This is a genomic window from Pseudarthrobacter sp. 1G09 (assembly GCF_050038305.1).
Classification (GTDB): Bacteria; Actinomycetota; Actinomycetes; order Actinomycetales; family Micrococcaceae; genus Arthrobacter; species Arthrobacter equi.
Map to the genome: position 1 here is coordinate 928611 of NZ_CP188306.1, position 13007 is coordinate 941617.

The following is a 13007-nucleotide window of genomic DNA, read 5'->3' on the forward strand; positions in this document are numbered from 1 at the left end:
TCGCACGCCCGCGACTACGACGCGCTCTTCGATGAGAAGCCGCGGATGCTGCTCGAACTGCCCTGGTCACCAGCCGCTACATGGCACAGATCGGGCTCGGCGGACTGCCCTTCGCCGAGTTGGCCCGGCCCATCGAGCTCCTTGCAACCGAAATCATGCCCGTGGTCAACCGGGAGCCCGTGCCCTCGGCGGCTGCTTAACGCCAAGGATTGCTAGGCTCCCCGGATGGGGCAAAGGCTGCGGACAGGGCAAGTTGACGGTCGCTGGGACGGCGGGCTGCTGCGCGCCGAACAGTCCGCCCTCGTCGCATCGTGGCTGCGTTCCCCGGAGCTCCTTGCCGATCTGTCCTGGGCGCTCGCGGACACGAAGGTCCTCCGCGTTCAGGGACCCGATGGGCAGTCCATCATCAAGGCCGGGGGACCGGATAACCACCACCTGGGCCGCGAACTGGCGGCCCATCGGGCCTATACCCGCCCGCTGGTGGAGTGCGGGCGGGCGGGCCGCCTGCTCCACGCGGATTCCGGCGCCAACGTTCTGGTCATGGAGTACCTGGAAGGCCACCTGGTTGAGGGCACGTCCGCGGAGCAGGAACCAGGCACCTACGCCCAGGCCGGTGAGCTGCTGAGGCTGTTCCATAACCAGGAGCGCCGCATCGATGGCCGCTATGAACTCCAGGCCACAGCGAAGTCACTGGCGTGGCTTGACCGTGCGCACCGGATTGATCCCGCCGTCGAGCGGGAAGCCCGGGGGCGCCTGGCGGAATACCGGCCGGAACCCGTCACGGTGGTTCCCACCCACGGGGACTGGCAGCCGAGGAACTGGCTCATCCACTCCGGCGAAGTCCGGGTCATCGACTTCGGCCGTTTTGATTTCCGCCCGGCCGCCACTGACCTGTGCAGGCTGGCAGTGCAGCAATGGCGGCAACAGCCTGCCCTGGAACAAGCCTTCCTGGACGGCTACGGTACGGATCCCCGATACCATGTCGTGTGGCGTATCGACCTGCTGCGGGAGGCAATCGGCACTGCCGTGTGGGCACATATCGTGGGCGACGACGCTTTCGAACACCAGGGCCACCGCATGCTCCGGGAGGCGCTGGAACACTGGTGAGCGGCAGCATCATCCCGCTCCAATTCCGGCGCGCTCTTCTGATTCCGACTCGCACGTTCGATTCCGCGCCGAATATACAGGGTGCGCCATCGAACATCCGCGGCGACAACGGAAATGCGCAGCGAAACAGGGCCGCCGTTGTCAGTTTGCGGGCGCCGAAGCGGTGGAGGCGCGCACCGTCAGGTGTGTGGGCATCACCGAGCGGGTGCGCGTGCCGCCGCCGCGGAGGGGATCCAGCTGTGCCAGCAGCATGGTCACCGCCACCCGGCCGGCCTGCTCAATGGGGGAGGACATGGTGGTCAGGGGCGGGTTGCAGAAATCGGCGCCGAAGATGTCATCGCAGCCCACGATGCTCATGTCCTCAGGTACCCGGACGCCCCGTTCGCGCAGCCGCTGCAGCATGCCGATGGCGATCAGGTCGTTGAACACGATGCAGGCCGTCGCGCCGCTGTGGACTGCCGTGTCCGCTGCCGCGGCGCCGGACTGGGTCTTCGGGGCGAACGGGCCCAGCCTGACCACGTCGATGCCGCGCTCCTTGCCCGCTTCGGACAGGGCATTCCACCGGCGGGCGTTCGACTGGGACGAGACGGGGCCGGAGATGTATGCCACCCGGGTGTGGCCCAGTGAGATCAGGTGGTCCAGGGCCTGGCCGGTGGCTGCGGGGGTGTCGATGATGACCGCGGGAACGCCGGGCACATCCCGGTTGATGGCCACCAGCGGCATGGCTGCGGAGGCTGCCAGCAGGGCCTCGTCCGTCAAGCGGGAAGCACCCACAATCAGGCCGTCGGCACTCTTGCGGAGCTGCTGGATGGCGCTGGCCTCCACCTCGTCCGATTCTTCGGTGTCTACCAGGAGCTGCGTGTACCCGGCGGCTTTGAGCTGGAGCTGCGTTCCGCGGATGAGGTCGAAGTAGAAGGGGTTGGTGATGTCCGGGACCAGGACGCCTACGGCGCCTGTCTTTCCCGAGCTCAGGGCCTTGGCCTGCGAGTTCGGTGTGTAGTTGAGCTCGACGGCGGCGGCCTGGATTCGCTCGCGGGTCCGGATATTGACCCGCTCCGGCGTGGACAGTGCCCGCGATACCGTGGACGGTGCTACGCCGCACACGGCAGCGATGTCGTGGATGGTTGCGGGGCGGCCCACGGAAACTGGCGGCAGTGCCATGGCGTTCCTCTCTGAACGGACTGGCGTGAGCGCGGTTGTGACCGGAGACACTGCGCTGAAAGCCCTAGGATGTCACGGATAACACATTGTGGCAACCGGTTGTCAGTGGATTGCAACGCGGCTAAGGTTGCAGGGGAGATGTGATACCCACCACGGCATGCCCAGGCCAAAGACGCGCCCCGCATGCCAGCATCAAGGAGAAACCGTGAGCGAAACTGCAACCTGGCCCCTGTCCGGATTCGGCGACGAAATCGACCCCGATCCCCACGTGCAGGCCGCCGTGCTGCTGGCCTTGGGCGCCAGCCACATCGAGGTCCGGAGCGCATGGGGGACTAACGTCTCCGAACTCACCGCCGAGCAGGTGCGGGAACTGAAGGGCATTTTGGACGAGCGGGGACTGAAGGTTTCGGCCGTCGCCAGCCCCATCGGCAAGGTGGATGTCAGCCTGCCTGTGGAGCACGAGGTGGAGCGCCTGCGCCAGATCATTTCCGTTGCCAAGGGCCTGGACACCCGCTACGTCCGGATTTTCTCCTTCTACCGCGCTGAGGCCCAACGCGCCGAGGACATCCGCGACGACGTCCTGGTCCGCATGGCCGCGCTGGCCGCGGAAGCCGAGGCGGCCGGCGTCGTGCTCCTGCACGAAAACGAAAAGGACATTTACGGCGACACCCCCGAGCGCGTCCTGGACATCATGGAAACCATTGCCTCCCCGGCGCTCCGCGTCGCGTGGGACAACGCCAACTTCGTGCAGGTGGGCGTCAAGCCGTACACCGCGGGCTACGCCATGCTCCGGCCCTACCTTGAATACTTCCAGGTCAAGGACGCGCTGTTCAGCACCGGCGAGGTGGTCCCCTCCGGCGACGGCGACGGCGAACTGGACGCAACGGTAGCCGCCCTCAAGGCGGACGGTTTCAGCGGTTTCGCCTCCCTTGAGCCGCACCTCGCCAGTGCCCACGAACTTGGCGGCTTCTCCGGTCCGGTGGCGTTCGGCATCGCTGCCCGCGCCTTCGCCGCGCTTGCCGATAAGCACGGGGTTTCGTTCTCGTGACGGCCAAGGCGGCCGTCATCGGGTGCGGCGACGTTTCCTCCGTCCACTTCGAGGCCATTGCCAAGCTCGACGACGCCGTGCTGGCCGGGGTATGCGACCCCGACCCCCAGCGGCTCGCCGCAGCCGTGGAGACTTTCGGCGTCCCGGGCTTCAGTGACCACCTCAGCCTGATCGACCAGATCCGGCCTGATGTGGTGCACATCTGCACGCCGCACAATGAGCATGCCTCCATTGCGGCGGACTGCCTGGAAAGAGGCGTGAACGTCATCGTGGAGAAGCCGCTGGCCCACACGCTGGCAGAGGGCCGGCGACTGGTGGCAGCAGCCGAAGCGAACCACGCAAAAATCGCTGTCTGCTTCCAGAACCGGTACAACGCCACGTCCCAGGCAATGCACCAGCTCCTGGCAACCGGTGACCTTGGGGCTGTGGTAGGTGCCTCCGCCACAGTCATGTGGCAGCGCACGGCGGACTACTACCGCAACCGGCCTTGGCGCGGAACCTGGGAAGGCGGCGGCGGTGGCCTCCTCATGAACCAGGCCATCCACACCCTGGACCTGCTGCAATGGCTGGCGGGGGACATCACGGCCGTCAGCGGCAACGCATCCACCCGCTTCCTGGGCGGCGACATCGAGGTGGAAGACACTGCGGAATTCGTGGCGGAGCATTCCAACGGTGCCCGCAGCGCCTTCTACGCCACCCTGGCGAACCCCTACAACGCCCCGGTGACCCTGGACGTCATTACCGAAAAGGCTGTCCTGAACCTGCGGGGCGACCTGACGGTGACGTATGCCGATGGTCGCGTGGACGTGGTGCCCGAACGCAGGAGCGCCTCCGGCGGGCGTGACTACTGGGGTGTGTCCCACGAGCTGCTGATTGCCGATTTCTACGACCGCCTCGGTGATGCAGAACCGTTCTGGATCAGCCCCGCCGAAGCCGAAAAATCGCTGCGCATCATTAAGGACGTCTACCGCCAGAGCTACCCGGAGAGGGCTGAAACCGTTTCCTGACGAACGGCCGAAAACAAAAGTGCAACTTTTCTGACAACCGGTTGCCAATGATGGCAACGATGCGTACTGTGGGTTTCACAAGCGGTGTGGCGCACGCCACATACTTTCACCAAGAGCATTACTCCATTCATCCAAGGAGCCAACAATGAAGTTAGGTCCCAAGGCGGCAGGCGCCGCTATTTTCCTCAGCGCAGCACTCGCGCTGACCGGTTGCGGTGGCGGCGGTTCCGCCACCGGCTCCGGGAACGGTGGCGCGGCCACTACGTCGCTGACCATCGCCGAACTCGGAGACCTGCCGTCATTCGACCCGGTAGACGCGCACATCGGCCACACCATGCCGTACTACCAGGCCGTATACGACACACTGCTGGTCCGTGAAGCGGACGGCACCATCAGCCCCATGCTGGCCGCGGAGAAGTCCTGGAACGCGGACAACACCGTCCTGACGCTGAAGCTTCGCACCGACGCCAAGTTCACGGACGGAACGCCTGTGGACGCCGCCGCAGTCAAGGCCAACCTGGACCACTTCCAGCAGGCCAAGGGCCGCGACGTCTACCAGGTGGCCTCCATGGCATCGGTTGCCGTGGTTGACCCCAGCACGGTTGCCATCACGCTCAGCACTCCGGACCCGGCCTTCGAGTACTACCTCACCCAGGCCGCCGGCTTTGTCGCCAGCCCCAAGGCCATCGGCACGCCTGGCATCAAGACCGATCCCGTGGGCAGCGGCCCCTACAAGCTGGACACGGCCAGCAGCGTCAAGGGCTCGCAGTACGTTTACACCAAGAACCCGGACTACTGGAACAAGGACCTGCAGAAGTTCGAAAAGGTCACCATCAAGTCCCTCCCGGACATCACCGCCCGCACCAACGCCTTGGTCTCCGGCCAGATCGATGCCGCACTGCTGGACCCGAAGACGGGCAAACAGGCCGAGGGTGCAGGCCTGGTGCTCACCAAGAGTGAAGTGGACTGGCACGGCATCCTGCTTTACGACCGTGACGGCAAGATCAACCCGGAAATGGCCAACGTGAAGGTCCGCCAGGCCATCAACTACGCGTTCGACAAGAAGACCATCCTGGACCAGCAGTTCCTGGGCCAGGGCACCCCCACCAGCCAGGTCTTCGGCCCGGACAGCGGTGCGTTCGTGGCGGACCTGGACAACAGGTACTCCTACGATCCTGCCAAGGCCAAGCAGCTCCTGGCGGAAGCAGGCTACCCCGATGGCTTCACCCTGAAGATCCCCACCATGGCAGGCTTTGAGGCACTGAACGCCGTGTACTCCCAGCAGCTGTCCGATATCGGCATCAAGGTGCAGCTCGAGTCGGTCCCGCAGGCCAACTACGTGGGCGACATGGCTGCCGGCAAGTTCGCCGCCGCCACCTTCCAGCTCTACCAGGGCGAGCCGTGGGTGGCCATCAACCAGATGATCTCCACCTCGGCCCTGTACAACCCGTTCAAGTCCACCAACCCGGAGATCGCCGCTTTGGTGGAAGAGGTCCACGTGGGCGGTGAAAACAGCTCCGAACTGGCCAAGAAGGTGAACACCTACGTCACCGAGAACGCCTGGTTCGCGCCGCTGTTCCGGCTGAACCAGATGTACTACACCAGCAAGAAGATCACCGTGGAACCGCAGCTGCAGCAGGCTGTCCCGTCCATCTACAACTACGCTCCGGCGAAGTAGCAAACCCGGTGTGGGGCCGGTCCGCCGGCCCCACACCGCCCAAAGACTTATTCACCACAACGGCCAACGCCCAACGGAGCGCATTATGGTTCAGTTCATCATCCGGAAGATTGCTGCGGGACTTGTCGTCCTGTGTGCGATTTCCTTCCTGACCTACTTCCTGCTGTATTTCTCCAGCAGCAACATTGCCCGCAACATCCTGGGGGAGTACGCAAGCCAGGAGCAGGTGGCTCAGAAGGAAACAGAACTGGGCCTGGACCAGCCGCTGCCCGTACGGTTCCTGGACTGGGCCGGACACTCCATCACGGGCGACTTCGGCCGCTCATGGTTCACCGGCGAACCCGTGGCCACCGCCATCGCCACCCGGCTACCGATCACCCTTACGCTGGTGATCGCCGCCATCCTGCTCATCGCAGTCCTCGCCACAGTGCTGGGCATGGCCGCAGCCGTCAAGCGCGGGTGGATCGACAGGGTGGTCCAGACTGGTGCCATCGTCGGCGACGCCATTCCCGGGTTCGTCCTGGCCATCATCCTGGTCACGCTGTTCGCCATCCAGCTCAAGCTCTTTCCGGCCACGTCCAGCATCGCCCCGGACGCCGGAGCTTCAGCATGGGCCGCTTCCCTGACGCTTCCCGCCATCGCGCTGGTCATCAACGGCGTCACCGGCGGCGCCCAGCAGGTCCGCAGCGCCGTCATCAAGCAGCTCGAGCGGGACTACGTCCGCACGTTGCGCAGCCGGGGCATCCCGGAACGCGAAATCCTGTTCAAGCACGTCCTCCGCAGCGCCGCGCCCACCGGGCTCACAGTCCTCAGCCTGCAGTTCATCGGCATGCTGGGCGGCGTGGTGATCATCGAGCAGATCTTCGCCCTTCCCGGCATTGGCAACCTCGCCGTCCTGTCCACCACCATGGGCGACATCCCCCTGGTCATGGGCGTCGTCCTCTATACCGTCGTCATCGTCATCATCGTCAATCTGCTGGTGGACCTCATCAACGGCTGGCTGAACCCCAAGGTGCGTGTCTCATGAGCCAGCCCGTCGAGCTCACCGGCCAGACCGGCGTCGTTGTCCGGTCCCACGTCATCCACAAAGTCCTCCGCAACCCCATGGGCCTGATCGCCCTGGCCATCCTTGCGGTCCTCGTCACCATGGCTGTCCTCGCGGATATCCTGGCGCCGTTCGACGAAAACTTCGCCGATATCGCCTCCACCCTTGCCGCCCCGGACGGCAACCACCTGCTGGGCACTGACAGCGTCGGCCGCGACGTCTGGAGCCGCCTCGTCTTCGGTGCCCGCACTACGCTGCTCTCGGCGCTGCTCTGCGCCGCGGTCGCCATCGGCATCGGCTTGCCCGCCGGCCTGGTGGCCGGCTACTACGGCGGTAAATTCGACGGCATCGCCGGCTGGTTCGTCAACATCCTCATGAGCCTGCCCGGCATCATCGTCCTGCTGACCGTGCGGGCGGCATTCGGTCCCTCCGTCTGGATCTCGATGATCGCCTTCGGCATCCTCCTCAGCCCCGGCTATTTCCGGCTCACCCGGACCTCCGTCCAGTCGGTGCGCAACGAGCTGTACGTCGACGCCGCCCGTGTTGCCGGCCTCAGCGACCGCAGCATCATCAGCCGCCACATCTTCTCCGTGGTCCGCGCCCCCATCATCATCCAGACCGCCATGGTCTGCGGCGTGGCCATCAGCGTCCAGTCCGGCCTCGAATTCCTGGGTCTCGGCGACCCCACCGTTGCAACCTGGGGCGTCATGCTCAGCGAGGGTTTCAAGAACGTCTACCTGACCCCCACGCTCCTGCTCTGGCCGGCCCTTGCCATCGGCCTCGCCGTCGGCGCCCTGGTCCTCCTGGGCAACGCAGTCCGCGACGCACTGGAGGACGGCGAGAAAATCAAGCAGCGGAAGCGCAAGGCCGCCGCTTCGGTTCCTGCCGCAGAACGCACGACGCCGGCACCCGCCAAGGTGCGCCAGGCACGCAGCGCCGTGGCCGCCGTCGAAAGCGGCACCGAACACCACCTGGTCAAGGTCACCAACCTCGGTGTGGGCTACCCGCAGGCGGACGGTTCCATCAAGAAGGTGGTGGATGACGTCTCCTTCCACGTGGACCGCGGCGAAATCCTCGGCATCGTAGGCGAATCCGGCTCCGGCAAGTCCCAGACCGCCTTTTCCATCCTGGGGCTTCTCCCGGGCACCGCCCGGATCGTGGCCGGCTCCATCCAGTTCGACGGCAACTACACTGTCGCCCCGGGCGAGGAGAAGGTCAGCCAGGAGCGGCTCACCAAACTGCGCGGCAAACGGATTTCCTACATTCCCCAGGAACCCATGTCCAACCTGGATCCCGCTTTCACCATCGGCTACCAGCTGGTGACGCCCATGGTGCGCGTGCTCGGCATTTCCAAGGCCGAGGCCACCAAACGCGCCATGAAGCTGCTCTCCGATGTCGGCATCGCCAACCCGGACCGGACCTTCCAGGCCTACCCGCACGAAGTCTCCGGCGGCATGGCCCAGCGCGTGCTGATCGCCGGGGCCATCAGCTGCGAACCGGACCTGATCATCGCCGACGAACCCACCACCGCCCTCGACGTCACCGTCCAGGCGGACGTCCTGGACCTCATCCGTGACCTGCAGCGCCGCCTCAACGTGGGCGTCATCCTGGTGACGCACAACTTCGGCGTCGTCTCGGACCTCTGCGACCGCGTGGTGGTCATGCAAAACGGCCGCCTCGTGGAGGAAGGTCCCGTCCGGACCATCCTGCGCGAACCGAAGGACCCGTACACGCAGATGCTGCTGTCCTCCATGCTCGAAGGCAAGGAACCCATGACCATGCTCGTCTCCGCGTCCGCCAAGGAGGCCGTCAAATGACCAGCACCGATGCCGCGTTCAAGGATTTGCTGCGGGTGGAAGACCTCGCTGTGGAGTATCCCGGGAAAGGATTCCGCGCCAAGTCGTTCCGTGCCTTGTCAGACATCAACATCAGCATCGGCCAGGGTGAAACCCTTGGCCTGGTGGGGGAGTCCGGCTCGGGCAAGACCACGCTGGGCCGCGCGGTCCTTGGCCTGGCGCCCGTCACCGGCGGGAAGGTCATCTTCGAGGGCGACGACATCAGCCAGGCCACCCGCAAGGAGCGTCGGAAGCTCAGCCGGGACCTTCAGGTGGTATTCCAGGACCCCTACACGTCCCTGAACCCTGCCCTGGAGATCGGCGACATCCTGGCCGAACCGCTCAGCGTGCAGGGCAAGTCACCGGCGGAGGCCAAGAAGCGGGTCCGCGAACTCCTGGACCAGGTGGGGCTCCCCGCCGACGCCATCAGCCGCCTTCCCCGCGAGTTCAGCGGCGGCCAGCGCCAGCGCGTGGCCATCGCCCGCGCACTCGCCCTCTCACCCAAGCTGATCGTCTGTGACGAACCGGTCAGTGCCCTGGACCTGTCCACCCAGGCGGTGGTGCTGGACCTGTTCCTGCAGATCCAGCGTGATACCGGCGTCTCCTACCTTTTCGTCTCGCATGACCTGGACGTGGTCCGGCACATCAGCCACCGCGTAGCCGTGATGTACCGTGGCGGGATCGTGGAGCAGGGCCCCGCCGACGTCGTCACCCGGACCCCAGAGCACCCCTACACCCAGCGGCTGCTGCTCGCGTCCCCGGTCCCGGACCCGGACCGCCAGGAACAGCGCCGCGCTGACAGGCACCGCCTGCTCGAACAGCAGCGGCAGCAGAACGAACAGGCGGCCGTCCTCGCCTGAGCGGGGATTCGGTTGCAGGCTTACCCAGAAGAACAACGGAGGAATGACGTGGCCAAAATAGGCGTACAAGCCATGATGCTCAAGGACAGCTTCGCGGACATCGGAGCGTTCGAGACGCTGCGCAAGGTCAGCGCAATCGGCTACAACGCGGTGGAGATCTCCCAGATCCCCATGACGCCGGAGAACGTGGCCGAACTGGACCGGTCCCGCAGCGAACTCGGCATGGACATCGCGGCGTTGTCCGTCAATGTCGAGGGCCGGAAGGGCGTGCCGGTGGAGTCGCTGGCGGAGAATTTCGACAAGATTGTGGACGACGCCAAGCGCCTGGATACGTCGCTGCTGCGGATCGGCATGCTGCCCTTTCCTGCCATGAAATCGCTCGATGCCGTGGTCGACTTTGCCAAGCAAGCCAATGGGTATGCGGAACGGCTTCAGGAACACGGCATCAGCCTGTACTACCACAACCACCACGTCGAGTTCGCGAAGTTTGACGGCAAGTACATGCTGGACATCATCGCGGACAACTCCCCGGCCATGGGCATGGAAATCGACGTCCACTGGGTGCAGCGCGGCGGCCTTGACCCGGTCCGCACGCTGGAAAAGTACGCCGGACGCACGGCCATGGTGCACCTGAAGGACTACCGGATCGGACAGATGCCGGAATCATCGTTCGGGCTGCTGGAGAAGGGTGATTTCCCCGGCTTCATGGCCGAATTCAGGAACGTGGTCCAGTTCGCCGAGGTGGGCGAGGGCAACCTGGACTTCCCCTCCATCGTTCCCGCCGCCGTCGAAGCCGGTGCCCAGTACCTGCTGGTCGAACAGGACGAGCTGTATGGCCGCACCGTATGGGACGCCCTCCAGACCTCCTACGACAACCTGGCCGCCATGGGCCACGCGGACCTCTTCTAATTTTTTCGAACGAACAAACGGAGTACAACCACATGAGCAAGAAAGTACGCCTCGGCATCATCGGCCTGGGCCAGCAGGGCGGCGCCTACGCCAAGTTCATCGCGGACGGCCTGGTCCCCAACATTGAAATCGGCGCGATCTGCGACACTGATCCAGCCAAGAAGGAACTCGCCGCGTCAACCTACCCGGACGTCCCCTTCCACGACGACTACATCGCCATGCTCGACAGCGGCGACGTGGACGCCGTCGTCACCTGCGTCCCGCACTACCTCCACCCGGAAATGGGCATCGCGGCACTGCAGCGCAACATCCACGCCCTGGTGGAAAAGCCCGCCGGCGTCTACACGAAGCAGGTCAAGGAACTGAACGAGTTCGCGGCGTCCAAGCCGGAACTCTCCTTCGCCATCATGTTCAACCAGCGCAACAACCCGCTGTACCGCAAGATCAAGGAAATTGTGGACAACGGCGAGATCGGCGCCATCCGCCGTACCAACTGGATCATCACCACCTGGTGGCGTCCGCAGGGCTATTACAACTCCAGCGCCTGGCGCGCCACCTGGGGCGGCGAAGGCGGCGGCGTCCTGGTCAACCAGGCCCCGCACCAGCTGGACCTGTGGCAGTGGATCTGCGGCGTGCCCAAGTCCGTCTACGCCAAGGTGGCCTACGGCTTCCGCCGGGACATCGCCGTCGAGGACGAGGTCACCGCGGTGGTGGACTACGGCGACGGCGCCACCGGCGTGTTCGTCACCGCCACGCACGACCTCACCGGCACCGACCGCTTCGAGATCCTGGGCGACCAGGGCAAGATCGTGGTCGAAGGCTCCAAGACCGCCACCGTCACGCGCCTGAACAAGCCCGAGCGGGAACTCAGCGACGGCATGGGCATGGAAGATGTCCGCAAGCTCTTCATGGGCCAGCTGAAGCCCGAGGAGTATTACACCACCGAGGTCATCGAGTTCGAATCCGTCTGGGGCGGCCAGCACGCCGGCGTCCTGGAAAACTTCGCCGCCAACATCCTGGACGGCACGCCGCTGCTGGCCCCGGGCTCCGACGGCATCAACGGCGTCCGGCTGGCCAACGCCATCCACCTCTCCAGCTGGACCGGTACCGAAGTGGGGTTGGACTTCGACGAGGACGTGTTCCTGGCCGAGCTGAACAAGCGAATCGCCGCCGAAGGCCAGTTCCCCGAGCGGAGCTGACCTGCCTTGATGGCCAGTGGTTACCCTGCAACAACAGGGCAACCGCTGGCCATTTCCGGTCCTTCCCTCGTTAGGATGGGGCAGTGAGCGAATCCAGGACGCAGGACCTTTCCGATTCATCCGCCGAAGTCCGGAAACCGGCCCGCAGCGGCAAATCGAGCGCCACCATCTACGACATTGCCAAGCTGGCCGGCGTGAACCCCTCCACGGTTTCCCGTGCGCTCAGCAAACCTGGCCGCGTCAGCGCCAAGACCCAAAAGCTGATCGAGGACGCCGCCACCCAGCTCGAGTACCGGGTCAACCCCTTCGCCCGCGCCCTGCCAACCGGCCGCACCAATACCCTGGCCCTGATCGTCGCTGACATCACCAACCCCACGTTCTTCGGCATCATCCGCGGTGCCGAGTCCACAGCCACAGCCCGCGACTACACCCTGATGCTCGCCGAGTCCGCCGAATCCGCGGACACTGAACTGACGGCCGCGCGCCGCATGTTGACCACGGTGGACGGACTCATCCTGGCCAGCCCCCGTATGGACGATGCCCGCATCCGCGAACTCGCCCAGGAGAAGCCCGTGGTGGTCATCAACCGCCAGGTGGACGGTGTCCCTTCGGTGGTGCCGGATGTGAACAAGGGCATTGGCGAGGCTGTGCGGAACCTCGCCGCCAACGGCCACCGGAAGGTCGCTTACGTTGCCGGGCCGCCGCAGTCCTGGATGACCACCCGCCGCTGGGAAGGCGTCAAGGCTGCCTGCGAGTGGTCCCACCTGGAGTGCGTCCAGCTCCCGTCGCACAAGCCAACGGTCGACGGCGGCAGGCAGGTTGCGCGCGATGTCGTCGCCAGCGGTGCCACGGCAGTGATGACGTACAACGATCTCCTCGCCATCGGCCTGATGCAGGAGCTGCAGGCCGCGGGCGTGCAGGTTCCGGACCGGATCAGCATTGTGGGCTTCGACGACATTTTCGGCGCCGACTTTACCACCCCGGCACTGACCACCATCAGGTCGCCGATGACGGCCTGCGGCACCGAGGCGGCAACCCTGCTGCTGGAGGTGTTGCACGGTGCAGAGGAAGTGTCCCCGGCCCTGCAGGTGGAAACCGAGCTGGTGCTGCGCGGTTCCAGCGGCCGGCTCCTGGCGGCGGACCACCCCGCCTGACACC

At 65.3% G+C, this 13007-nt stretch carries 11 protein-coding genes; 10 read left to right on the plus strand and 1 reads right to left on the minus strand.

Annotated features, from left to right (window positions below):
- Positions 1–225: 225 nt before the first annotated feature.
- On the plus strand, positions 226–1107 hold the full coding sequence (locus ACP3TD_RS04420; protein ID WP_426765733.1) for a phosphotransferase: 882 nt from the start codon (positions 226–228) through the stop codon (positions 1105–1107).
- 141 nt (positions 1108–1248) lie between these two features.
- Here the strand turns inward: ACP3TD_RS04420 and ACP3TD_RS04425 are convergent, their stop codons facing one another.
- Positions 1249–2268, minus strand: coding sequence for a LacI family DNA-binding transcriptional regulator (locus tag ACP3TD_RS04425; RefSeq protein WP_426765734.1), 1020 nt, complete (start codon positions 2266–2268; stop codon positions 1249–1251).
- Positions 2269–2425: 157 nt separating this feature from the next.
- On the opposite strand from ACP3TD_RS04425, the gene ACP3TD_RS04430 reads away from it, so the two are divergent.
- The 9 genes from ACP3TD_RS04430 (at position 2426) to ACP3TD_RS04470 (ending at position 13003) form a co-directional block, all read left to right on the plus strand.
- Positions 2426–3316 (plus strand): sugar phosphate isomerase/epimerase family protein, encoded by an 891-nt coding sequence (locus ACP3TD_RS04430; protein ID WP_426765735.1) that lies wholly within the window; start codon positions 2426–2428, stop codon positions 3314–3316.
- Positions 3313–4323 (plus strand): Gfo/Idh/MocA family protein, encoded by a 1011-nt coding sequence (locus ACP3TD_RS04435; protein WP_426765736.1) that lies wholly within the window; start codon positions 3313–3315, stop codon positions 4321–4323. The genes ACP3TD_RS04430 and ACP3TD_RS04435 overlap by 4 nt, the downstream gene beginning before the upstream one ends.
- 145 nt (positions 4324–4468) lie before the next feature.
- Complete coding sequence (locus ACP3TD_RS04440) at positions 4469–6001, plus strand: ABC transporter substrate-binding protein (protein ID WP_426765737.1); 1533 nt, start codon at positions 4469–4471, stop codon at positions 5999–6001.
- Positions 6002–6086: 85 nt separating this feature from the next.
- Entirely contained in the window at positions 6087–7028 is a 942-nt protein-coding gene (locus ACP3TD_RS04445; protein WP_091718164.1) for an ABC transporter permease, read from the plus strand.
- Positions 7025–8863, plus strand: a complete 1839-nt coding sequence (locus ACP3TD_RS04450) for a dipeptide/oligopeptide/nickel ABC transporter permease/ATP-binding protein (protein ID WP_426765738.1) — start codon at positions 7025–7027, stop codon at positions 8861–8863. The genes ACP3TD_RS04445 and ACP3TD_RS04450 overlap by 4 nt, the downstream gene beginning before the upstream one ends.
- Complete coding sequence (locus tag ACP3TD_RS04455) at positions 8860–9741, plus strand: ATP-binding cassette domain-containing protein (RefSeq protein ID WP_426765739.1); 882 nt, start codon at positions 8860–8862, stop codon at positions 9739–9741. The genes ACP3TD_RS04450 and ACP3TD_RS04455 overlap by 4 nt, the downstream gene beginning before the upstream one ends.
- Before the next feature lie 48 nt (positions 9742–9789).
- Positions 9790–10650: a sugar phosphate isomerase/epimerase family protein gene (locus ACP3TD_RS04460; protein WP_426765740.1), complete on the plus strand. Its 861-nt coding sequence runs from the start codon at positions 9790–9792 to the stop codon at positions 10648–10650.
- A 32-nt stretch (positions 10651–10682) separates the two neighbouring features.
- Entirely contained in the window at positions 10683–11849 is a 1167-nt protein-coding gene (locus ACP3TD_RS04465) for a Gfo/Idh/MocA family protein (RefSeq protein WP_426765741.1), read from the plus strand.
- An 83-nt stretch (positions 11850–11932) separates the two neighbouring features.
- A complete protein-coding gene (locus ACP3TD_RS04470) occupies positions 11933–13003 on the plus strand; it encodes a LacI family DNA-binding transcriptional regulator (protein ID WP_426765742.1) in 1071 nt (356 codons plus the stop codon).
- Positions 13004–13007 lie beyond the last annotated feature (4 nt).

What these genes read in the sequence shown, in the direction of transcription:
- ACP3TD_RS04420 (WP_426765733.1), top strand. Translation starts at nt 226, where the DNA reads ATGGGGCAAAGGCTGCGGACAGGGCAAGTTGACGGTCGCTGGGACGGC.
- ACP3TD_RS04425 (WP_426765734.1), bottom strand. Translation starts at nt 2,268, where the DNA reads ATGGCACTGCCGCCAGTTTCCGTGGGCCGCCCCGCAACCATCCACGAC.
- ACP3TD_RS04430 (WP_426765735.1), top strand. Translation starts at nt 2,426, where the DNA reads ATGCCCAGGCCAAAGACGCGCCCCGCATGCCAGCATCAAGGAGAAACC.
- ACP3TD_RS04440 (WP_426765737.1), top strand. Translation starts at nt 4,469, where the DNA reads ATGAAGTTAGGTCCCAAGGCGGCAGGCGCCGCTATTTTCCTCAGCGCA.
- ACP3TD_RS04445 (WP_091718164.1), top strand. Translation starts at nt 6,087, where the DNA reads ATGGTTCAGTTCATCATCCGGAAGATTGCTGCGGGACTTGTCGTCCTG.
- ACP3TD_RS04450 (WP_426765738.1), top strand. Translation starts at nt 7,025, where the DNA reads ATGAGCCAGCCCGTCGAGCTCACCGGCCAGACCGGCGTCGTTGTCCGG.
- ACP3TD_RS04455 (WP_426765739.1), top strand. Translation starts at nt 8,860, where the DNA reads ATGACCAGCACCGATGCCGCGTTCAAGGATTTGCTGCGGGTGGAAGAC.
- ACP3TD_RS04465 (WP_426765741.1), top strand. Translation starts at nt 10,683, where the DNA reads ATGAGCAAGAAAGTACGCCTCGGCATCATCGGCCTGGGCCAGCAGGGC.